This is a genomic window from Sphingomonas sp. AX6, from assembly GCF_902506605.1.
Lineage (GTDB): Bacteria > Pseudomonadota > Alphaproteobacteria > Sphingomonadales > Sphingomonadaceae > Sphingomonas.
In genome coordinates this window covers 2,267,845-2,289,150 of record NZ_LR733979.1, presented here as the reverse complement: position 1 = coordinate 2,289,150, position 21,306 = coordinate 2,267,845, and the positions used below count along the sequence as shown (strand labels likewise).

Genomic DNA, 21,306 nt, shown 5'->3' with positions numbered 1-21,306 from the left:
CTTCTCCACGCATTCTTTCCACCGAAATGCCGCGATCCGTCACAGGGGGTGTCGTTCCCCCGTTCGATAATGCTACCGCGCCGACCCATGACCACAGCCCCCCCCCTCCTCCCCGTTCGTGAAGCGCAAGCTCGCCTGCTGGCCCTCGCACCCAAAATCGCCACCGAGCATGTCACGCTCAACGCCGCGGCGAACCGCTGGGCGGCGATCGACGTGATGGCGCTGCGCACGCAACCCGCCGCCGACCTGTCGGCGATGGACGGCTATGCGATCCGCTTCGACGACCTTGCCCGCCCGCTGACCGTCATCGGTGAAAGCGCGGCCGGTCGCCCCTTCGCGGGTACGATCGAGCCCGGCCAAGCCGTCCGTATCTTCACCGGCGCCATTCTTCCCCCCGGCGCCGACGCCGTTTTGATTCAGGAAGACGCGGCGCGCGACGGCGACACGCTGACGCTCATCGGCGACGGCCCGTCCGCACAGGGCGCGAATGTTCGTCCCCGCGGCCTCGATTTCCGGCAGGACGAACGGCTGATCCATGCGGGCGATCATCTCACCCCGTCACGCATCGCGCTGGCGGCGATGGCGGGGCATGGCACCGTGGCCGTTCACCGTCCGATCCGCGTCGCGATCGCCGCGACCGGCGACGAACTCGTCCCGCCGGGCGTCCCCTTGGGCGAGGGTCAACTTCCCGAAAGCAATACTGCGCTGCTGGTCGCGATGCTCGCCAATCTGCCTGCCGAACCGATCCAGCTGGGAATCCTGCCCGACGACCGCGCGATCCTCGCCTCCACCTTCGCGCAGGTCGATGCCGACATTCTGGTGACCACTGGCGGCGCGTCGGTGGGCGATCACGATCTGGTTCGCCCCGCGCTCGAGGATATCGGCGCCAAGCCCGATTTCTGGAAAGTCGCGATGCGCCCCGGCAAACCGATGATGGCCGCGCGCGTGCGCGAAACCGTGGTGCTGGGGCTGCCCGGCAATCCCGTATCGGCCTTCGTCACCGCGACCCTGTTCCTCGCGCCTTTGATCCGCCAGATGTCGGGTGCCAGCGATCCGTGGCCCCGCACGATCAAGGCGACGCTCGCCAGCGCGATCACGGCAACCGGCCCGCGCGCCGACCATATCCGCGCGCATCTGAAGGATGGGGTGGTCACGCCGCTGGGATTGCAGGACTCGTCGATGCTGCGCGCGCTGTCCGACGCCAATGCCCTGATCGTGCGTCAGGCGAACACGCCCGCCGCCGCAGAGGGCGAGACGGTCGAAGTGATTCGCATCGCTTGACTTCGGCGCACGCGTTGCCTAAAAGTTCCATGTCTGTTCCGATAAGAGGACTTGGGCGATGCTCACCCGCAAGCAACACGAACTCATCTGTTTCATTTCCGACAGATTGAACGAAACCGGCGTGTCGCCTTCGTTCGAGGAGATGAAGGAGGCGCTCGACCTCAAATCCAAATCTGGCGTCCATCGCCTGATTTCCGCGCTAGAGGAACGTAAATTCCTCCGCCGCCTGCCCAATCGTGCGCGCGCGCTGGAAGTCTTGCGGATGCCCGAGCGTGCCGAGGCGAAGAAGAGCCCCAAGGAACGCACCGCCGTCGCGCGCACCGTGCCGACGCCCGCCAATGATGTGATCGAAGTCCCGTTGCACGGCCGCATCGCCGCCGGTGTCCCGATCGAGGCGATGGAGGGCTCGCAAATGCTCCCGGTACCCGCCGCCTTGCTGGGTGCGGGTGATCATTATGCGCTTGAGGTCGCCGGCGATTCGATGGTCGAGGCAGGTATTCTCGATGGCGACTATGCCCTTATTCGCAAGGCGGAGACCGCACGCGACGGCGACATCATCGTCGCGCTGATCGACGAGAATGAAGCGACGCTCAAATATTTCCGCCGCGAAGGCGCGATGGTGCGGCTTGATCCGGCCAACCGCGGTTACGATCCGCAGCGTTACCGCCCGGATCAGGTGCGGGTGCAGGGGAAGCTCGCGGGGCTGTTGCGACGCTATTGATCGGACGGGAGGCGGGTTTTGCCGAACGGTCGATCACGGTCGAGCCCGCCGGCGCCTCTTGCTGATCGAGCGTCTGGCTACGCGGTTCGCGAGGCAACGATCGCCGATACCGGTCGGCTTCCGGAGATAGAGCGCTCGGCGGGTCAGGCATTTCTCACAATTCCGGATTTCGCCTGGTTGGCCGACGATGACGTTTTGTCGGAATCGGACCATCGGCGTCTGGTCGAGCATGGCGCGATTTGGGTTTCGGTCGATTGCCATGACCTGCCCGTCGGCTTTCTCTGCGGTGAGGAGAAAGGCGACGATTTTCATATATGGCAATTGGCCGTTCGTCACGACCTTCAGGGCCGCTGCATCGGCACCGCGTTGATCGCGGCGGCGAGAGACTGGGCAGTCGCGCGGCAAATGGCGGCACTTTAGCCTGACGACATTTCGAGACATCGCCTGGAACGCACCATTTTATGCCAAGCTTGGCTTTGCAATCGTGGCGGAGCGCGATTTGCCCGATCGGCTTCGGCTTATCTTGCTGAAAGAGGCGGCGGCTGGGCTGCCTGTCGATCGCCGTTGCGCGATGCTTCTCCGCTTGCCTTCGAATTAGCCGACACGCGATCCGGTCGTAATCGCGGTTGCCACGGCGGCGCCACCGTCGGCGGATCGATCCACGGATGGCGCGTGCCGGTTCGGACCGTCACGACACGCGGGCCATCGAATGCGATCCCCACCCCGCCCGTATCGCGCAGCGTCCACCGGTCTAGCCGCAACCAGCGCGGATTGCAGGTGCGCGGCAGGCGACGTTCACTGACGAAGATATCCGCTTCACGGCACAGCCGCATCATGTCGGCGATGTCGAGGTGATAGCCGCTGCGCGTCGCGACGATCCGCCACATCCGCCCGTTCTGGACATGATCGGCGATACAGATATCGGGCGAACATGCCGCATTGGGCAGCGCCGACAGCGGCTCCAACTCGCCCGAAAACCCCGCATTCTCGCTCAGTGTGTCGCGGACATAGTCGCCCGCCCGCTCTCGCAGCAGTGCCATCCCGCCTTCGGGCGTCCGCAGCGCCAGATGCCTCCCGTCACCGGTTACCAACAGATCTGGCACCGGGGTCGCCAGCGTCCAGATGATCCCGAGCAGGAACGGCACCGCCCCCCATCGCCGCATCGGCGACTTCCACAGGCACAGCCACAACAGCCCGGCGAGCACCAGCGCGAACGCCCCGCCCGGCATTCCCGGGATCAACGCCACCGATCCCGGCGCATCGGCGGTGGTGTGCGCGATCCACAGCAGCAGCTCGAGCGTCTGCGCCGCCACCCACCATGCGGGCGCCCCCAGCCCGAACAGGTCCAGGAACAACGCCAGCGCCTCCAGCGGCATCACCACGAACGTCGTCAGCGGAATCGCCACCAGATTGGCGAGCGCGCCGTAAATTCCCGATTTGTGGAAATGATAGACCGCGATCGGGGTCAATGCAGCCTCGACCGCCAGCCCGGTCAGCAACAATCCCAGCAAGCCGCGCCCGAACCCGCGCACCCAGGCCTCGTCGCGCTTGGCGAGCACCGCCTTGATCCGCGGATGTTCGTGCAACGCGACGATCGCGGTCACGGCGGCGAAACTCAGCTGGAAACTCGGCCCGACCAGCACTTCGGGCCACAGAAGCAACACGAGCGTCGCGCCTGCCGCGACCAGCCTGAGGGTGATCGCCTCTCGTCCCCAGGCGAGCGCCGCGAGTACCAACAGTGCCGCGATGCACGAGCGCACCGTCGGCACTTCCGCGCCCGACAACAAGGTATATGCAATCGCGACCAGCCCCGCCCCCGCCGCCGCAACCACCGGTAACCGAACCCGCGTCGCCAGCGCCGGAAACAGCGCCAACACGCGCATGAGCACCAGCATCGTCGCGCCGACCACGGCGGTCACGTGCAGCCCGCTGATCGACAATAGATGCGCGAGCCCCGACAATTGCATCGCCTTGTCGTCCTCAGGACTGATCCCGCCCCGATCGCCGGTAACGAGCGCCGTCGCCACCCCGCCCGCACTCGGCCCGACCTGTGCTTGCACATGCGCGGTCAACCGCGCTCGGATCGTCCCTTCGGGCGCGGTCGCCGTGCCGATCACCTCGACCTCGCCCAGCGCGCGTCCGGTAGCGCCCAGCCCCTGAAACCAGGCATTGCGCTGGAAATCATAGGCACCCGGGACGGCGGGCGGTGCAGGCGGCATCAGCCGCGCACGCAGCCGCACGACCGCGCCGTTCGCCAGGCCGTCTGGCGCCCGGTTTTCGTCGATGTTGATGCGGATCGAAGGGGGCAGGTCATCACGCCCGATGGGCGCCACCCGCACCCGAACCCGTTCGCGTGCGGGTTGACGCTCGACCCGCTCGATCACCGCATCAAAACTCGCCACCACCGGACGCGCCAGCACCGGCGCGGCGGCACGTTCGGACCGGAGCCAGATCAGCGCGCATCCTGCCGCGATCAAAAGCGCCCCGATGCCCACGACGCCTGCCAGTCGCCCACCATGGGGCAACAGGATCGCCGCGGCCCCGATGCCGCTGGCTCCCAGGATCAGCGCGCTCCACGCCTCCGGACCGGCCAGCGTGAACCAGGCGGCGATGCCGATGCCCAGCATCACCGGCACCCACAGCATCAACTGATCGCGCTCGACCTCCAGCCCGGTCTCGGCACGTGCGTTCAGCGCCTCGGCCCGCCCCCGCCAGCCGATTTGAAGCCCCCGATGCCCCGTGCTAGGGGCCTGACCGGCAGTCTGTGCCATCGAATTCAAATCCTGGGAGCAAAGCCGCTTGGGCGCAACCGATCACGTCGCCGACGCACCTGTCGTCACCCGTTTTGCGCCTTCGCCGACCGGATTCCTGCACATCGGCGGCGCGCGCACCGCGCTGTTCAACTGGCTTTTCGCGCGCCACCATGGTGGCAAGTTCCTGCTGCGGATCGAGGATACCGATCGCGCGCGTTCGACGCAGCCTGCGATCGATGCCATCCTCGACGGGATGCGCTGGCTCGGCCTCGACTGGGACGATGATGCGGTGTTCCAGTTTGCGCGCGCCGATCGCCATGCCGAGGTCGCGCAGGCGATGCTGGCGAACGGCCATGCCTATCGCTGCTACCTGACGTCCGAAGAACTGGTGGAGATGCGCGCAAAGGCGCAGGCCGAAAAACGCCCGTTCCGGGTCGAGAGCCCGTGGCGCGACGCCGATCCCGCGACCGCGCCGGATCTGCCCGCGGTCGTCCGGCTGAAGGCGAACCGCGAAGGCGCGACGACGATTTCCGACCGGGTTCAGGGCGACGTCACCGTCCAGAATGCGGAGATCGACGACTTCGTGCTGCTGCGCTCGGACGGCACGCCGACCTATATGCTTGCGGTCGTCGTCGACGATCACGACATGGGCGTGACCCACGTCATTCGCGGCGACGATCATCTGAACAACGCGTTTCGCCAACTGGGCATCATCCGCGCGATGGGCTGGGCTGAGCCGGTCTATGCCCATGTTCCGCTGATTCACGGTGCCGATGGGGCGAAACTGTCAAAACGCCACGGCGCGCTGGGGGTAGAGGCGTATCGCGACGAAATGGGTGTGCTGCCCGAAGCCCTCAGCAATTACCTGCTCCGACTGGGCTGGGGACATGGCGACGAAGAATTCATCCCCCGTGAACGCGCGGTCGAACTGTTCGATCTGTGGGGCGTCGGTAAATCACCAAGCCGGTTCGATCTGAAAAAGCTGGAAAACCTCAACGGTCATTACATCCGTGATGCCGATGATACGCGCTTGGCCGATCTCGTCGCGGCAAAGCTGGATTTCGAACTCAGCGAATCGCAGCGCGATCTGTTGCGCCGCGCCATGCCCGAACTCAAACCCCGCGCCGCCAATCTGAGCGACCTGGCAGATGGATCGCGTTTTCTTTTTCGCGCACGACCGCTTGAAATGGACGCGGATGCAGCAAAACTAATGGAAGGCAGCGTCCCCGCTCTACTCGCCAGCCTCCACGCCGAACTTGACGCGCTGGACAGGTGGGATACGGAGGCGCTCGAAACGGCGGTACGTGAGGTCGCGACCCGCGAAGCGGTCAAACTGGGGGCAGTGGCTCAGCCGCTTCGCGCTGCATTGACCGGTCGCAAGACCTCACCCGGCATCTTCGACGTGCTCGTCCTCCTGGGGCGCGACGAAAGCCTGGGGCGCATCGCCGATCAGATGGCGGCTTGAAGCCGCCAACCGAAAACAGGGAAAGGACCACCGATCGATGACCGATAGCGCCAAGCTGACCGCCCAGGGCAAGGATTTCGATTATAAAGTCCTGCAGGGCAGCGTCGGCCCCGAAGTGGTCGATATCCGCAAGCTGTATGCCGATACCGGCATGTTCACCTATGATCCCGGCTTCACCTCGACCGCGTCGTGCGAATCCGGGCTCACCTATATCGACGGCGATCAGGGCATCCTGCTCCACCGCGGTTATCCGATCGACCAGCTCGCCGAAAAATCGAGCTTCATGGAAGTCGCCTATCTGCTGCTCAACCACGAGCTGCCATCGGGCGACGAGCTGAACCATTTCAACAACACCATCACGCGCCACACGATGCTGCACGAGCAGCTCGCGCAATTCTATCGCGGCTTCCGTCGCGACGCGCATCCGATGGCGATCATGTGCGGTGTCGTAGGCGCACTGTCGGCCTTTTATCACGACTCCACCGACATTTCGGACCCGCACCAGCGCATGGTCGCCAGCCACCGGCTGATCGCCAAGATGCCGACGATCGCGGCGATGGCGTACAAGTACAGCGTCGGCCAGCCCTTCCTCTATCCCGACAATTCGCTGTCCTATACCGGCAATTTCCTGCGTATGACCTTCGGCGTTCCGGCCGAGGATTACGAAGTCGATCCGGTGATCGAATCGGCGATGGACAAGATTTTCATCCTCCACGCCGATCACGAACAGAATGCCTCGACCTCGACCGTGCGTCTGGCGGGGTCTTCGGGTGCCAACCCGTTCGCGTGCATCGCGGCCGGAATCGCGTGTCTGTGGGGTCCGGCGCATGGCGGTGCCAACGAAGCCGCGCTCAACATGCTGCGCGAAATCGGCACCCCCGACAAGATCCCGGAGTATATCGCCCGCGCCAAGAACAAGGAAGATCCATTCCGCCTGATGGGTTTCGGCCACCGCGTGTACAAGAATTTCGATCCGCGCGCGAAAGTGCTGTCCAAGGCGGCGACCGAAGTGCTCGACAAGCTGGGCATGAGCGATCCGGTGCTCGACACCGCGCGCGAACTCGAACGCATCGCGCTAGAGGACGATTATTTCGTCGAGAAGAAACTGTACCCCAATGTCGATTTCTATTCGGGCGTCATCCTGTCGGCGATCGGTTTCCCGACCAGCATGTTCACCGCCTTGTTCGCGCTTGCCCGCACCGTCGGCTGGGTGGCACAGTGGAACGAGATGATCAGCGATCCCGCGCAGAAAATCGGTCGCCCGCGCCAGCTCTATACCGGGCCGACGCAGCGCGATTACGTGCCCGTGGGTCAGCGCTGATGCGCACGCTCAGGCCAATCCTGGTCTGGGTCGGCATGGCCCTGTTCGTCGCCGGCGCGTTCTTCATGCTCCAGGGGCTGGGAATCATTTCCTGGCCCGCCGACAGCTTCATGGTCGGCGATCAGGTCTGGGTGATGAACGGTGCACTGCTGGGCGTCGGCGGGTTGGTGCTGATCCTGATCGCGCGGCGAATTAGGGGGTAACGCCCCACCGCCGTGCTGGGGTCAGGCTACGGACAGGGTGAAGCTGAACTTAGCGCCCTCACCCGGCATCGACTCTACTGAGATATCGCCCCCCATCGCCCGCGCCAGACGCCGCGAGATATAAAGGCCGAGTCCACTGCCCCCCGGCTCGCTCGGGTCCACCCGCGCGAACTTTTCGAAAATCCGCGCCTGATCCTCGGGCGCGATGCCCTTGCCGCTGTCGATCACCGACACGCGCACGACATCGCCATCGCGCGCTCCGCTCAGCACCACCGTGCTGCCTTCCGGGGAATAGCGCACCGCATTACCGATCAAATTGACCATAACCTGCAACGCGCGGCGAAACTCACCGCTCGCGGGCAAAGCCGAACCCAGCCCGCTGCGGTCGATGCGTACCCTGGCCTCGGCAGAGCGCACCGACAGCAATCCCGCCGCGCGTGCCGCGACATCGGCTAGGTCGATCTCCTCCCGCCGCGCCTCGAAATTCGGCCGTTCGATCGCCTGCAAATCGACCAGATCGTCGACCAGTCCCAGCAAATGCCGCCCCGCCGCCGCGATATCGCTCGCATAATCGGCATATTCCTCGGCCAGCGGGCCATCGAGCCGCTCGGCAATGCTGTCGGCATTGGCGACGATCCGCCCCAGCGGCAGGCGCAGCGCCTTGTCGAGCCGGGTGCCGAAAATGTCGCCGAAACCTTCGCGCGGGGACTCATTTGCCTCAACCCGTCGCGCCGCGCCGCGAAAGCCGACCAACCGTCCGACGCTGTCGATCATCGGGCTACCCGACAGGGTCACCGCCGCGCCGTTGGTGCGCACCACGGCGGGCTGCCCGTCGAATGGCGCATGCCCGGCCAGCGCCTCCAGCATCGGCACACCGCCCGCCTCGGTTTCGCCTAACGTGAACAATCGCGTGATCGGCGCTCCGATCGCATCGGCCATATCGGCCCCGCGCGATACGAACCGCAATCGCAACTGCGCATCGGTTTCCCAGGTCCAGTCGGCGTCCGCTGCCAGGAAATCCGCTTCGCGCCGCGCAGTCATGACCACGGCATCCCCGGTGGTATGCAACCGCCATCCGGCCACGGTCAGCCGAACGCCGTCAGCGTCGGGCTCGGCGCGCACCAGCAATTCGACATCGTCGTCGCCATCCGCCACCGCCACCTGACGCGCGATCGGAATGTCCAGACGATACGCTAGCCGGACGATCGCCGCGATCGGCGGCACCGCAAAGGGTGCGCCCTCAGCCCCCCCCGCCTCTTCGTTCAAACTGCGCAACCGGTCGTCGGCCTCGATCAACCGGCCCTCGGCATCGAACCGTGCGAACGATTGTGGTGTGGCAGAACCCAGCGCGCTCATGCGATGCCCCGCTGGCGCAACAGGTGAAGCGTATCGCGAAACGCATGCGGCAATCGTATCTCGGCAACCGCCGCCGCCGCCGCTTCGACCGGTACTGCCATCACCAGATCGAGCGTATCGGCAAAGGCGTCGGTCGATCGACGCGCATCGGCTTCGCACAACAAAAAACCCACCCGCGCGATTGCGCGCCGATCGAACCCGAGCGCCCGCAGCGTCAGCCACAGCCGCTCCCCTTCGGGATCGAGCAGCAATTCTCGCACGACGGAGTAATCGGTCGCCATCGCCCGCGCAATCAACGCCGTCGCCAGGCTCAGCCGCCGGTCGTCCAGCGCCTCCACTACCAAAACCGGCAATTCGTTTGCATCGAGATGCATCGCCTTGGCCAGCCGCATCGCGGTCGCCTCCAGCGGATGGACTTCGCCGATCGAACCCACCACCTGCGCCGCTGCATGGGCTAGCGCCGCGTCGAGCACCGGGTCGTAGGGCAAATGGCCGCGCAGGATCGCCGCCATCGGCCACGCGAGATGCGCGCGCAGCGCTGAGGGAAGGTCTCCGGTCGATGGCTCGCCCTCGATCTCCGCTCGCCGCGCGGCATCCGCCGTCATCAGCGCGCGTGCGGCATCGGCGATCTTGGCATCGCGCGACCCGGCCAACCGCAGCACCAACCCCGGCGCATCGGCGTCCCCCGATGCGTCGATCGGCAATCGCTCGGTCAGCAACGCTTCTCCGACACGGCCCAGCACTTCCTCGATCAATGCGGTTTCGGACAGGATTCCGCCATCGGCCAGCGCGCTGGTCATGTCGATTTTCGCCGCCGACACTTGCGCCGCCGCCTCGTTCGCGCCGCGCTCGGTCAAATCGCCGACCGCTCGCGCACGGATCATCGCGTCCAGCGCACCGACGATGCCATCCAGACAAGCCGCCGCCGCGGTTCGCGTACGATCGTCCAGCCGAACGTCCCCGTCGGACAACAGATCGCGGACCTCCGCCGCGCGCCGCCTGCGCGCGCGCGCCGACGCAGTCGCAGCGCGTGCGAACAAGGCGTTGGCGTGGGTGTCGTCACCGCTACCCACATCGATCGAAGGACCGGACATGGCCCGATCCCTAGCGCGGATAGCGTTAAGAACGCTCTAAGCCTTTTGCCGCAGCGACTCGATTTTCGCAGCCAGCGTCGCGGCGGCATAAGCCGCTACCGCTGCCAATCCGGCAATCGGATATCCGGCGACGACCGGTACGGCGAGCAGCAACAGATAGGCCGCGGGGGTGCCGTGCCAAACGCGCGAGGGCGCGGGCACGCGCTCGGCCATTGCCGCGAACGCGACGAGGGCCAGCGCCAGGATCATCGCCGTGGGGAGTGCGACGCTCGACGAAATCGCCGCGCCCGCCGCGAGTACGACCACCCCCGCCAGCGCCGGAACCGCCGCGTCATGGAGGCGCGCACGGCGATCCTCTCCACGCAACGACGCGAGCAGCGCGCCCGTCGAGAACAGCGCCGCAGCGACCAGCGCCACCGGAAAGGCATAGCGCACATGGCCCAGGGCGATTCCCGCCAGCACCCCGGCGGCAACCACAACACCGCCTGCGATCAGGCTCCAATCAGGCACCCCGCGAGCGACGAGGCGCGGCAGCAGCAAGCGGCTGATGGGGGTGAAGAAGAACCGATCGGCCCAACCACGCCGCTGACCTGCAAGCGCCGCAATCACTGCATTCGACCGGGTGGCCAGCGCCGCACCCGCGCGCTCGATGCCGTGGCCGGACTTCGCGGCATCGGCGGGCAGGCGCATCTGGCGCGCACCCGATTGCACCGCGATCCGAAGCAGCGTCGATTGAAAATCATATTCGCGCGGCATCGCGGCGATCTCACCCAGCCGACCCGCGCCGATCTTGGCAATCCCGGCCCAGCAATGCGCGGCGTCGATGCGCTCGACGGCGGGGGCGGAGCCGTCATCCTCGGTGATCAGCAGCGTGTCCGACGATGCGCCTGCCATCCGAGCCGTAACCTCGTCGGTGGTGACCAGCGAATCGGCGAACACCACGACTTCGGCCAGCGGATGCGCCTTGGCCGCGGCTTCCTGCGCCGATCGCACCATATCGACGGTGACGCCGCGCCGCTTGATCCGGCTGACCGCGCCCAGCAAGGCGGGCGTGACGCGCGACACCGCAACCAATATATGCTGCGCCCCCGCAGCAATCAGCAACCGCGCCTGATATTCGACCAATGACATGCCGCCGAACGGCAGCGTCGCCGCCAGCGTATCGGGGCGGTCGTCGGCATCCTCGGTCGCAAAAATCAGGCCTGCTAGCATGGGCTTGGCGATAGTGCGTGGAATGCGGGCAGGCAATCGCGGGCACCGCCACGATTAAAAATACCGTTCGTGCTGAGCAAATCGGTTCGATCGGTGGCGTTTATCGCCGTTCGAATTCGCTGTGCTCCTGCGAACGCAGGAGCGGTGGCCACGAGCGATTGCCGATCTCGCCAACGCTCCTGCGTTCGCAGGAGCACATGCTTTTGATCGAAGGAAATATCCACTCTCAATATCGCAGATATCTGCGCCGAGCCTCAACCCACGCCTTCTCGTCGGGCACCGTCAGCGCATCCAAATCGGCGGCAACCGCCCCCGCATCATCCACCCATTCGCGCAAGCCCGGACCGCCATTGATGACGTCGATCGCAAGCTTGCCGAATTCATATTCATATTCGAAATCGCGCCATAGCGAATAATCCGGATAGAGCGACCGAATCGCCTTGAACGCCAGCGCCTGCAACCGCCACGGGCGGAACGCCGGGTGATCGTAGAAGCCGCCCTCGGCATGGATATGCACGCCCGAACACAAAGCGTGGACATGCTTGTGAAAGGTCGGCTCGAAACTGATCTCGCGCAGCGCACAACCGGTGAGCCACTCCGGCGCGATCCGCCGCATCTCGGCGATCACATCCCGGGCGACGATGTCGGGTGCCCCGAACAACTCCAGCGGCCGCGTGGTGCCGCGTCCTTCGGACAACGTCGTTCCCTCCAGCATCACCGTGCCCGCATAGGCCCGCGCCATATTGATATTCGCGGCATTCGGGCTGGGATTGATCCACACGCGCTCGACCGGCCAGCCGAATCCCGGCGCTGCATCGGGTTCATAGCCCGTCATTTCGATGACGCGGTAATCGACGTTTAGTTTGAAATGATCGACGAACCAGTGTCCGAGTTCACCCAATGTCAGCCCGTGCCGCATCGGCATTGGCCCCGCGCCGACGAAGCTTTCCCAACCGGCCAGCAAGGTCATCCCCTCGACCGGGCGCCCGGCGGGATTGGGGCGATCGAGCACCCACACCGACTTGCCGTGTGCCGCCCCGGCTTCGAGCATATAGAGCAGGGTCGTGATGAACGTGTAGATGCGACAGCCCAGATCCTGGAGATCGACCAGTACGACGTCGAATGTCCCCATCGACTGACCCGTCGGGCGGCGGACTTCGCCATAAAGGCTGAATACGGGCACGCCATGGACCGGATCGTCGAAATCCGGCGACTCCATCATGTTGTCCTGCTTGTCGCCGCGTAAGCCATGCTGCGGCCCGAACGCGGCAGTGACGTTAACGCCCGCCGCGATCAGCGCGTCCAGGCTGTGGGTCAGGTCCGCCGTCACCGACGCCGGATGCGCGACCAGCGCCACGCGCTTGCCCTTGAGTTCCGCCAATAGCCCCGGGCTCGCGAGCAGCCGATCGATACCGAATTGCATGTCAGCCGACTGCCGGGAGTTCCAACGCGAAGCAAGTCGCATCGTGGAAATCCGGCGCGCCTTCAGGGTGTTTCAGCGCCCAATAGGATTTGGTCCCGTCCTTTTCCTCGATTACGGTCGTCAGTCCGACATGCCAGTCGACATCGGCTAGGTCAGGATAGGCCGACAAATCGACCGTCACGTTCATCCCGTCTGCTGTGCGCTCAATCATCGGCACACCCGGCGCATCCCGCATTCCCGCGCGGTGCGCATCGAAACTATAGGATGCCCAGTCGGTCGACGGAGAGAAGTTGAACTCATGATATCCGATCACGCCCGCTGGCTGTATGAACACTTCGAAACAGGTTGTCTGCCAAAGGCCGTCGCGGCGCTCGCCGGTCGCGAGCTTGGGGAAAACAATCGCACCCGCATCGCCATCTATTCGATAGCCGAGCGTCATTAGGTTCAAGGTGCGGATGGCGGAAACCGACAGCGACATGGCCGCGACCGGTAGCGTTTCGGAATGGGGGCGAAGCGAGGACATCGCGGCAGCCTATCGTGGTTCTTACCGCGCTGCCAGCTATGCCGCGCGGGGATGACGGCTGCCCTGTTCGGCGATATGGCACCGTCATCATGACCGAACACACCTCCGACCTGCTCCGCCTGCTGTCCAGCCGCGGTTACATCCACCAGATGACCGATGCGACGGCGCTCGATGCACTTGCGGCAAAGCAGATCGTGCCCGGCTATATCGGTTTTGATCCGACCGCGCCGTCGCTGCATGTCGGCAGCCTGGTTCAGATCATGATGCTGCGCCGGATGCAGCAGGCCGGGCACAAGCCGATCGTGCTGATGGGCGGCGGCACCGGCAAGGTCGGCGATCCCAGTTTCAAGGACGAGGCACGCCGGTTGATGACCGGCGACACGATCGCGTCGAATATCGCGTCGATCAAGACGGTGTTCGAGCGCTTCCTGACCATCGGGGACGGGCCGACCGACGCGGTGATGCTCGACAATGCCGACTGGCTCGACAAGCTCGAATATATTCCGTTCCTGCGCGACATCGGCCAGCATTTTTCGGTCAACCGGATGCTCAGCTTCGATTCGGTCAAGCTCCGGCTGGACCGCGAACAGTCGCTCAGCTTCCTCGAATTCAATTACATGATTCTTCAGGCTTACGACTTTCTGGAACTGTCGCGGCGGAATGCCTGTCGCCTTCAGATGGGCGGGTCGGACCAGTGGGGGAATATCGTCAACGGCGTCGAACTGGCGCGCCGCGTCGATGGGACCGAGGTTTACGGGCTGACCACGCCGCTGATCACCACCGCCGATGGTGGCAAGATGGGCAAGACGATGGCGGGCGCGGTGTGGCTCAACGCCGAGCAACTGTCGGCCTATGATTATTGGCAGTTCTGGCGGAACACCGACGACCGCGACGTGGGCCGGTTCATGCGACTGTTCACCGACTTGCCGCTCGACGAGATCGCGCGCTTCGAATCGCTGTCGGGGGCAGAGATCAACGAGGCGAAGAAAATCCTCGCCGATGCCGCAACGGCGATGTGCCGGGGGGAGGACGCCGCCCGCGACGCGGCCGAGACCGCGCGCAAGACCTTCGAGGAAGGCAGCGGCGGCGACGCCCTGCCGAGCCACAGCGTCGGCAGCGACTCGATCGGCATCGTCGATGCGCTGATCGCGCTGGGCCTGGCCGCATCGAAGGGGGAGGCCCGCCGCCTGATTACGGGCGGCGGCGCGCGGATCGACGGAGAGAAAGTCGATAGCGAAGCCGCGATGGTTACCCTTGGCGACCAGCCGGTAAAGATTTCGGCAGGCAAGAAGAACCACGGTCTGCTGACCCGCTGACATGGTTTCGCCCGCGTAAACCGCTTTGTCTCATAAGGCGTTAGCCGCATTCCTTGGCGATCGCTTCACGGAATACCGGTTACCGTTACCGGGACTGGAAACCTTCTCGGGGTAGGCATGGCGCATAATCTTGCCCTTGCGGCACAGGAACGACGCGAAGCGGACCGCGACGAGGTCCATTTCCGCGCGCGTGCCTACGGCCCCGATGCCCAGCCGCTCGAACTGCTGATCGTCAACATGTCGCCGCACGGGTTGATGGCGCGGTGCGAGGCGGAGTTGAGCGAGGGTCAGCGACTGCGGCTTGGGCTGCCCGGCGCGGGTATCCTGACCGCCGAAATTCGCTGGGCGCTGGGCGGTCGTATCGGCTGCCATTTCGCCACCGCGATCGACCGCGCGACCTATTACGAGACGCTGGCCGCGATGCTGCGGCGCTAAGAACCAGAACATCCGTTTGGGCGGTCACCCCGCCCTGAGCAGCCCCACCGCGGCATCGCGTTCGAACAGATAGAGCGCCAGCCGCGCCGCCTGTCCCCGCTCCCCCTGCAGCCCGCCGTCGCGGTCGATCAGCAAGCGGGCATCGTCGTTCGCCGATTGCAGCAGCGCCGTCAGCGCCTCGGCATCGGCCAGCCTGAATTGCGCTTCCCCCGATTGCCGCGTGCCCAGCAATTCACCCGCGCCGCGTAGTCGCAAATCCTCCTCCGCGATTCGAAACCCGTCATTGCTCTCGCGCATCAACGCCAAACGCGCGCGCGACGTCTCGCTCAAATGATTGCCGCGCAACAACAGACAGATCGACTTGCCCCCGCCCCGCCCCACACGCCCGCGCAACTGATGCAACTGGGCAAGGCCGAAGCGGTCGGCATGTTCGATCACGATCAGTCGCGCGTTCGGCACATCGACCCCGACCTCGATCACCGTCGTCGCCACCAGCACGCCGATTTCGCCGCTGGCAAAACGCGCCATCACCGCGTCCTTCTCCGGCCCTTTCATCCGCCCGTGGATGACGCCCACCCGGTCGCCGAACCGCACCCGCAGCGTCTCAGCCCGATATTCAGCAGCGGCCAGATCGCTTTTCTCGCTTTCCTCGACCAGCGGACACACCCAATAGGCCTGCCCCTTGTCGGACAGGTGGCGCGCCAAGCCGTCGACCACCTCGTCCAGCCGTTCCTCCGACACCACCCGCGTTTCAATCGGCTCGCGTCCCGGCGGCATTTCATCCAACCGGCTGACGTCCATTTCGCCATATTGCGCCAGCGTCAGCGTGCGCGGGATGGGCGTGGCAGTCATCACCAGTAGGTGCGGCGGCACTTTTGCCTTGGCTTGCAACATCATCCGCTGCGCGACTCCGAAGCGGTGCTGCTCGTCGACCACGACCAATCCAAGATCGCGGTAGTCGACGCCTGCCTGAAAGATCGCATGGGTGCCAATCAGGATGTGGATCGCGCCCGACGCGACCCCCATCAACGTCGCCTCGCGCACGCGACCCTTGTCGCGCCCGGTCAGGATCGCAACCTCGACCCCGGTGCCCGCGAGTTGCCGCGACAACGTATCGTAATGCTGGCGCGCGAGGATTTCGGTCGGGGCAAGCAGCGCGCCTTGCGCCCCGCCCTCGACCGCGACGAGCAGCGCCATCAGCGCCACCAACGTCTTGCCCGACCCGACATCGCCCTGGAGCAGCCGGAGCATGGGGCGGGTCTGTGCCATGTCGCCCTCGATCTCGGCGATCGTCCGGCTCTGCGCACCGGTCGGTGAATAGGGCAGCTTGAGCAAGTCGCACAGCCGCCCGTCGCCGGTCAGCGGCCGTCCGCGTTTGGCGCGCGCTTCACCACGAACCAGCAGCAGCGCGAGCTGGTTGGCGAACACCTCGTCATAGGACAATCGCTCTCGCGCCTTTGCGTCCGCCGGGTCGGTATGGATGCGGGCGAGCGCGTCGCGCCAGTCCGGCCAATCGTGGCGCGCCTTCAATCCCGGCTCGATCCATTCGGGCAAGACCGGTGCGCGCTCGATCGCTTGCGCCGCGAGTTGCGCAATCCGCTTCGACGTGATGCCTTCGGACAGCGGATAGATCGCTTCGCGCTCGGCCTGCCCGCCGGCTTCGTCGGGCGGCAGAACCTCTGGATGCACGATCTGGAGTTCCTGGCCGTATAGGTCGAGCCGCCCCGATACCCAGCGCGTTTCGCCGATCGGAAGCTGCTTCCTCGCCCATCCCGAATTGCCGCCGAAGAACACCAGGCTGACGATGTTGCCGTGTTTGTCGGCGGCATGGACGCGGGTCGGCGCGCTGCGCGAATGGCCGGAGCGATATTCGGTGGGCGTCAGCAGGATGGCGATCGTTCGCCCGGCGTCCGCCATATCGAGTTCGTCGCGCGGCAGGCGGTCAATCCAGCCGCTGGGCAGGTGAAACGCGACATCCACCGCGCGCGACAGGCGCAGTTTTTCGAGCGGCTTGGCCAGCGCCGGGCCGACACCCTTCAACGCGGTGATTTCGGCGAATAGCGGGTTGAGGATTTCGGGACGCATTACGAACGGGATTAGGACATCCCGTGCTCCTGCGAAAGCTGGAGCGTTGACAACAGGGCACATCGCTATCGGCCAACGCTCCTGCATTCGCAGGAGCACTGGTGTTTTGAGGCGTCGCCCCCTATCTCGCCCCGAACCCTTTCACCGACGGTCGCCAATTCGCGCCCGGCGGCTATCGCCTATGGGAGCCGATATGGACCGCGACATCCGCCTGAAACGCCTGCGCTTTCGCGCCTGGCATCGCGGCACCAAGGAAGCCGACCTGCTGATCGGCGGCTTTTTCGACACGCACTCCGAACGCTGGGACGACGCGCAGATCGACCTGTTCGAGCGACTGCTGGAGGAACAGGATGTCGATATCATGGCCTGGGCGATGGGCACCCAGCCCGTGCCTCCGCACTATCGCGGTACCTTGATGAAGGCGCTGGAGGCGTTGAACTACATCCCGATCGCGCGTTAGCCGCACACACCCCATCACCCGAACTTGTTCCGGGGTCCACCGAGCCGCACGCGAAACGCCTGAAAATCATCGACCAACCCCGCCGCACGGTGGACCCCGGCACTTCGGCCGGGGTGACGAAGAGAGCGAAATGCCCGACCTGCAAGCCATCCTCCGCGCTACGAAACCGCTGACGCTGTCCGGTGTCCCGACCGGTTTCCTGCCGTCGCTGCTCGCCGACCTGGCACGCGCGTCGGCGTCGGGCGCGGTCTATATCGCGCCCGACGAGGCGGCGATGCGGTCGGTGGCGTCCACCGCGCCCTTCTTCGCGCCCGAGCTTGAGATTGTCCAGATTCCCGCCTGGGACTGCCTGCCCTATGACCGCGCCTCGCCAACGCTGCGAGTAATGTCGGAGCGGCTGGCGGCGCTTCACCAGCTGCAGGCTCCGTCGAAAAAGCCGCGGCTGATCCTGACGACCGTCAATGCCGCAACCCAGCGGACGCTGACCCGCTTCCGCATCCGCCAGTTGGTCGCGCGGCTGGAGCCGGGGGCGCGGATCGGGCTCGACAAGCTGGCGACTTTGCTGTCGTCCAACGGCTATGTCCGCGTGAACACCGTCAACGACGCGGGCGAATTCGCCATCCGCGGCGGTCTGGTCGATCTGTTTCCCAGCGGATCGGAAAGCGGGCTGCGGCTCGACTTTTTCGGCGACGAGATCGAAAGCGTCCGCACCTTCGACCCCGCCGACCAGCGCACCACGGGACGCGTCCCCGGCTTCACGCTGCTTCCCGCGTCCGAAACGCTGCTCGACGAGGAATCGATCAAGCGGTTCCGGTCGCGATACCGCGAGAAATTCGGCGCGACCGCGACCGGTGACCCGCTCTATCAGGCGATTTCCGAGGGGCGTCGCCTGGCGGGGATGGAACACTGGCTGCCCTTGTTCGAGGACAAGCTGGAGACTTTGTTCGACCACCTGCCCGACGACGCGGTGGTGATCCGCGACGCGGGCGTTCCCGCGGCGTCCGAAAGCCGGTTCGAATCGATCGCCGATTATCAGGCCAACCGCGTCCGCGCACAATCGAGCGATCCGGGCAGTTATCGCCCGCTTGGCCAGGACCAGCTCTACCTGCTCGCCGACGAGTGGGCCACGCGGCTGAGCGATGCCGCCGCGCATTTGACCACCAGTTTCCACCAGCCCGATACCGCCGACACGCTGGAATTCGGCGTCGATGGTCCGCGCGACTTCGCGCCGGAACGTGCGTCGGGCGTCAACCTGTACGAAGCCGTCGTCGATCACATCGCCGGGCTGCGCGAGGCGGGCAAGAAGCCGGTGCTCGCCAGCTATTCGGTCGGCGCGCGCGAACGCTTGCTCGGACTGCTCGCCGATCACGGCCTGCCCGGCGGCAAGATCGCCGACGACTGGCAGGAAGCGCTCGGCATTGCCGACACGGGTAAGTCCGCTGGCACGGCGATGATCGTGCTGCCGCTGGAGCACGGCTTTACCGCGCCGGGCGTCGCGGTGCTGACCGAACAGGACATGCTGGGCGACCGGCTGATCCGACGGACCAAGCGCCGCAAATCCGCCGACGCCTTCCTGTCCGAACTCGCCACCTTGTCGCCCGGCGATCTGGTGGTCCATTCCGACCATGGCATCGGCCGCTATGAAGGGCTGACCCAAATTCCGGTCGGCCAAAGCCCGCATGATTGCGTCGCGCTGACCTATCTCGGCGGCGACAAACTCTACGTACCGGTCGAAAATCTCGAAGTCCTCTCCCGCTACGGATCGGCGGAGGACACTGCCCAGCTCGACAAGCTTGGCGGTGAGGGATGGCAGCGCCGCAAGAGCCGGATGAAGGATCGCATCCGCGAGATCGCGGGCGAACTCATGGCCACCGCTGCCGCGCGCGCGCTGCGCCAGGCCGATGTCGCCGAACCCGATTCGAGCGGTTACCCGGCGTTCGTCGATCGCTTCCCCTTCAACGAAACCGACGATCAGGATCGCGCGATCTCCGAAGCGCTGGACGATCTGGCGGCGGGCAAGCCGATGGACCGCCTGATCGTCGGCGATGTCGGTTTCGGCAAGACCGAGGTTGCGCTGCGCGCCGCCTTCGTCGCGGCGATGGCCGGAATGCAGGTCGCGATCGTGTGTCCGACGACCCTACTCGCGCGCCAACACTTTATGAACTTCACGACGCGGTTCGAAGGCTTCCCGCTCAAGGTCGGGCGCCTGTCGCGGCTGGTTCCCGCGAACGAAGCCAAGGCCGTCAAGGAAGGCATTTCCGACGGCACGCTCGACATCGTCGTCGGCACCCATGCGCTGCTGTCGAAGGGGATCGATTTCAAACGGCTGGGGCTGGTCGTGGTCGACGAGGAGCAGCGCTTCGGCGTCACCCACAAGGAACGGTTGAAGGCGCTGAAGGCCGATGTCCATGTCCTGACGCTGACCGCGACGCCGATCCCACGCACGCTGCAAATGGCGATGTCGGGCCTGCGCGAATTGTCGGTGATTCAAACCCCGCCGGTCGATCGTCTGGCGGTGCGCACCTACATCATGCCGTGGGATCCTGTGGTGTTGCGAGAGGCGTTGCTGCGCGAACATTATCGCGGCGGGCAGAGCTTCGTCGTCACGCCGCGCATTGCTGACCTGCCCGATATCGAGGAGTTCTTGCGGCACGAGGTCCCCGAAATCCGCTACGTCATCGCGCACGGCCAGATGGCGCCGCAACAGGTCGAGGAGCGGATGAGCGCGTTCTACGACAAGAAGTTCGAAGTGCTCGTCTCCACCTCGATCATCGAAAGCGGCATCGACATTCCGAGCGCCAACACGATGATCGTCAATCGCGCCGATCGCTTCGGCCTCGCCCAGCTCTACCAACTTCGCGGGCGCGTCGGCCGCGCCAAGACGCGCGCCTATGCCTATATGGTCACCCCGCCCGAGCGGATGATGACCGATGCCGCGGAGAAGCGGCTGCGCGTGCTGTCCGACCTCGATTCGCTGGGTGCGGGGTTCCAACTCGCGAGCCACGATCTGGACATTCGCGGGGCCGGCAATCTGCTCGGCGACGAGCAGTCGGGGCATATCCGCGAAGTCGGGTTCGAGCTGTACCAGTCGATGCTGGAAGAGGCGATCATGGACGCCAAGTCGGGCGGGCTCGACAAGCGGCCCAAGGATTTCTCGCCCCAGATCACGGTCGATGCCCCGATCATGATTCCGGAGGATTACGTCCCCGACCTCGACCTGCGCATGGGACTCTATCGCCGCCTGAACGAAGTCGAGGACCGTCGCGCGATCGAAGGGTTCGCGGCCGAACTGATCGACCGGTTCGGCAAACTGCCCGAAGCAACGCAGAATCTGCTGACGCTGATCGAGGCGAAGCTGAACGCGAAAAAGGCATGCGTCGCGAAGCTGGACGTCGGGCCGAAGGGCGCGCTGGTCACCTTCCACGACGATCAGTTCCCGAACGTCGAGGGGCTGCTCGCCTATGTCGCGCGGCTGGACGGTACGGCACGGTTGCGGCCGGATATGAAGCTGGTGGTGACGCGCGCCTGGGGCGACCCGCAAGCGCGGCTCAACGCCGCCCTCCAGATTTCGAGAGGGCTGGCAAAGGCGGCGAGCTGATCCAAAAACCGTCATCCCAGCGAAAGCTGGGATATCATGCCGAATCCGAGCGATCCCTCG

Annotated in this window: 17 protein-coding genes; 10 read left to right on the top strand and 7 right to left on the bottom strand. The window is 65.3% G+C overall.

All coding sequences use genetic code 11. From position 1 onward, the window contains the following. Positions 1-87 precede the first annotated feature (87 nt). The 3 genes from ENHY17A_RS11055 (at position 88) to ENHY17A_RS11045 (ending at position 2,422) form a co-directional block, all read left to right on the top strand. Positions 88-1,281: a molybdopterin molybdotransferase MoeA gene (locus ENHY17A_RS11055; RefSeq protein WP_159712691.1), complete on the top strand. Its 1,194-nt coding sequence runs from the start codon at positions 88-90 to the stop codon at positions 1,279-1,281. A gap of 58 nt (positions 1,282-1,339) precedes the next feature. Beyond that, the gene (gene lexA / locus ENHY17A_RS11050; RefSeq protein WP_159712689.1) at positions 1,340-2,002 is read left to right on the top strand and encodes a transcriptional repressor LexA; all 663 of its coding nucleotides are present in this window, start codon (positions 1,340-1,342) and stop codon (positions 2,000-2,002) included. Between the two features lie 177 nt (positions 2,003-2,179). Beyond that, positions 2,180-2,422, top strand: a complete 243-nt coding sequence (locus ENHY17A_RS11045) for a GNAT family N-acetyltransferase (protein WP_201296387.1) — start codon at positions 2,180-2,182, stop codon at positions 2,420-2,422. 98 nt (positions 2,423-2,520) lie between these two features. Here the strand turns inward: ENHY17A_RS11045 and ENHY17A_RS11040 are convergent, their stop codons facing one another. Beyond that, complete coding sequence (locus ENHY17A_RS11040) at positions 2,521-4,773, bottom strand: ComEC/Rec2 family competence protein (RefSeq protein ID WP_159712687.1); 2,253 nt, start codon at positions 4,771-4,773, stop codon at positions 2,521-2,523. 28 nt (positions 4,774-4,801) lie between these two features. Between ENHY17A_RS11040 and gltX the strand changes: the two genes are divergently transcribed. The 3 genes from gltX to ENHY17A_RS11025 are packed head-to-tail and all read left to right on the top strand — an operon-like array spanning position 4,802 to position 7,744. Further along, a complete protein-coding gene (gltX, locus tag ENHY17A_RS11035) occupies positions 4,802-6,220 on the top strand; it encodes a glutamate--tRNA ligase (protein WP_159712685.1) in 1,419 nt (472 codons plus the stop codon). Positions 6,221-6,257: 37 nt separating this feature from the next. Then, positions 6,258-7,541 carry a citrate synthase gene (locus ENHY17A_RS11030; RefSeq protein WP_159712683.1) on the top strand — a complete coding sequence of 428 codons (1,284 nt, stop codon included), beginning with the start codon at positions 6,258-6,260 and terminating at the stop codon, positions 7,539-7,541. Beyond that, on the top strand, positions 7,541-7,744 hold the full coding sequence (locus ENHY17A_RS11025) for a hypothetical protein (RefSeq protein ID WP_159712681.1): 204 nt from the start codon (positions 7,541-7,543) through the stop codon (positions 7,742-7,744). Before ENHY17A_RS11030 ends, ENHY17A_RS11025 begins: the two co-directional genes overlap by 1 nt. 21 nt (positions 7,745-7,765) lie before the next feature. Here ENHY17A_RS11025 and ENHY17A_RS11020 read toward each other — a convergent pair whose 3' ends face one another. The 5 genes from ENHY17A_RS11020 to ENHY17A_RS11000 form a co-directional block, all read right to left on the bottom strand. Then, positions 7,766-9,100, bottom strand: coding sequence for a sensor histidine kinase (locus ENHY17A_RS11020; protein ID WP_159712679.1), 1,335 nt, complete (start codon positions 9,098-9,100; stop codon positions 7,766-7,768). After that, positions 9,097-10,194, bottom strand: coding sequence for a hypothetical protein (locus ENHY17A_RS11015; RefSeq protein ID WP_159712677.1), 1,098 nt, complete (start codon positions 10,192-10,194; stop codon positions 9,097-9,099). Before ENHY17A_RS11015 ends, ENHY17A_RS11020 begins: the two co-directional genes overlap by 4 nt. Positions 10,195-10,230: 36 nt before the next feature. Continuing rightward, positions 10,231-11,406 carry a hypothetical protein gene (locus ENHY17A_RS11010; protein WP_159712675.1) on the bottom strand — a complete coding sequence of 392 codons (1,176 nt, stop codon included), beginning with the start codon at positions 11,404-11,406 and terminating at the stop codon, positions 10,231-10,233. Positions 11,407-11,632: 226 nt separating this feature from the next. Next, the gene (locus ENHY17A_RS11005) at positions 11,633-12,829 is read right to left on the bottom strand and encodes an exo-beta-N-acetylmuramidase NamZ family protein (protein WP_159712673.1); all 1,197 of its coding nucleotides are present in this window, start codon (positions 12,827-12,829) and stop codon (positions 11,633-11,635) included. A gap of 1 nt (position 12,830) precedes the next feature. Then, a complete protein-coding gene (locus tag ENHY17A_RS11000; RefSeq protein WP_159712671.1) occupies positions 12,831-13,352 on the bottom strand; it encodes a DOMON-like domain-containing protein in 522 nt (173 codons plus the stop codon). A gap of 89 nt (positions 13,353-13,441) precedes the next feature. Here ENHY17A_RS11000 and tyrS point away from each other — a divergent pair, with 89 nt between their 5' ends. Continuing rightward, a complete protein-coding gene (gene tyrS, locus ENHY17A_RS10995; RefSeq protein ID WP_159712669.1) occupies positions 13,442-14,668 on the top strand; it encodes a tyrosine--tRNA ligase in 1,227 nt (408 codons plus the stop codon). Between the two features lie 117 nt (positions 14,669-14,785). After that, positions 14,786-15,103 (top strand): PilZ domain-containing protein, encoded by a 318-nt coding sequence (locus tag ENHY17A_RS10990; protein ID WP_159712667.1) that lies wholly within the window; start codon positions 14,786-14,788, stop codon positions 15,101-15,103. Positions 15,104-15,127: 24 nt separating this feature from the next. On the opposite strand, the gene recG is transcribed toward ENHY17A_RS10990, so the two are convergent. Then, on the bottom strand, positions 15,128-17,188 hold the full coding sequence (gene recG / locus ENHY17A_RS10985) for an ATP-dependent DNA helicase RecG (protein ID WP_159712665.1): 2,061 nt from the start codon (positions 17,186-17,188) through the stop codon (positions 15,128-15,130). A gap of 193 nt (positions 17,189-17,381) precedes the next feature. On the opposite strand from recG, the gene ENHY17A_RS10980 reads away from it, so the two are divergent. Beyond that, positions 17,382-17,648: an FAD assembly factor SdhE gene (locus tag ENHY17A_RS10980; protein ID WP_159712663.1), complete on the top strand. Its 267-nt coding sequence runs from the start codon at positions 17,382-17,384 to the stop codon at positions 17,646-17,648. A 130-nt stretch (positions 17,649-17,778) separates the two neighbouring features. After that, the gene (mfd, locus tag ENHY17A_RS10975) at positions 17,779-21,246 is read left to right on the top strand and encodes a transcription-repair coupling factor (RefSeq protein WP_159712661.1); all 3,468 of its coding nucleotides are present in this window, start codon (positions 17,779-17,781) and stop codon (positions 21,244-21,246) included. The last annotated feature ends 60 nt before the right edge of the window (positions 21,247-21,306 follow it).

Bases quoted from the DNA above. Each gene is read 5' to 3' on its own strand.
- ENHY17A_RS11055 (WP_159712691.1), top strand. From the start codon at position 88: ATGACCACAGCCCCCCCCCTCCTCCCCGTTCGTGAAGCGCAAGCTCGC.
- tyrS (WP_159712669.1), top strand. From the start codon at position 13,442: ATGACCGAACACACCTCCGACCTGCTCCGCCTGCTGTCCAGCCGCGGT.
- lexA (WP_159712689.1), top strand. From the start codon at position 1,340: ATGCTCACCCGCAAGCAACACGAACTCATCTGTTTCATTTCCGACAGA.
- ENHY17A_RS11040 (WP_159712687.1), bottom strand. From the start codon at position 4,773: ATGGCACAGACTGCCGGTCAGGCCCCTAGCACGGGGCATCGGGGGCTT.
- recG (WP_159712665.1), bottom strand. From the start codon at position 17,188: ATGCGTCCCGAAATCCTCAACCCGCTATTCGCCGAAATCACCGCGTTG.
- ENHY17A_RS11015 (WP_159712677.1), bottom strand. From the start codon at position 10,194: ATGTCCGGTCCTTCGATCGATGTGGGTAGCGGTGACGACACCCACGCC.
- ENHY17A_RS10980 (WP_159712663.1), top strand. From the start codon at position 17,382: ATGGACCGCGACATCCGCCTGAAACGCCTGCGCTTTCGCGCCTGGCAT.
- ENHY17A_RS11030 (WP_159712683.1), top strand. From the start codon at position 6,258: ATGACCGATAGCGCCAAGCTGACCGCCCAGGGCAAGGATTTCGATTAT.
- mfd (WP_159712661.1), top strand. From the start codon at position 17,779: ATGCCCGACCTGCAAGCCATCCTCCGCGCTACGAAACCGCTGACGCTG.
- ENHY17A_RS11020 (WP_159712679.1), bottom strand. From the start codon at position 9,100: ATGAGCGCGCTGGGTTCTGCCACACCACAATCGTTCGCACGGTTCGAT.
- ENHY17A_RS11005 (WP_159712673.1), bottom strand. From the start codon at position 12,829: ATGCAATTCGGTATCGATCGGCTGCTCGCGAGCCCGGGGCTATTGGCG.
- ENHY17A_RS11010 (WP_159712675.1), bottom strand. From the start codon at position 11,406: ATGCTAGCAGGCCTGATTTTTGCGACCGAGGATGCCGACGACCGCCCC.
- ENHY17A_RS10990 (WP_159712667.1), top strand. From the start codon at position 14,786: ATGGCGCATAATCTTGCCCTTGCGGCACAGGAACGACGCGAAGCGGAC.
- ENHY17A_RS11025 (WP_159712681.1), top strand. From the start codon at position 7,541: ATGCGCACGCTCAGGCCAATCCTGGTCTGGGTCGGCATGGCCCTGTTC.
- ENHY17A_RS11000 (WP_159712671.1), bottom strand. From the start codon at position 13,352: ATGTCCTCGCTTCGCCCCCATTCCGAAACGCTACCGGTCGCGGCCATG.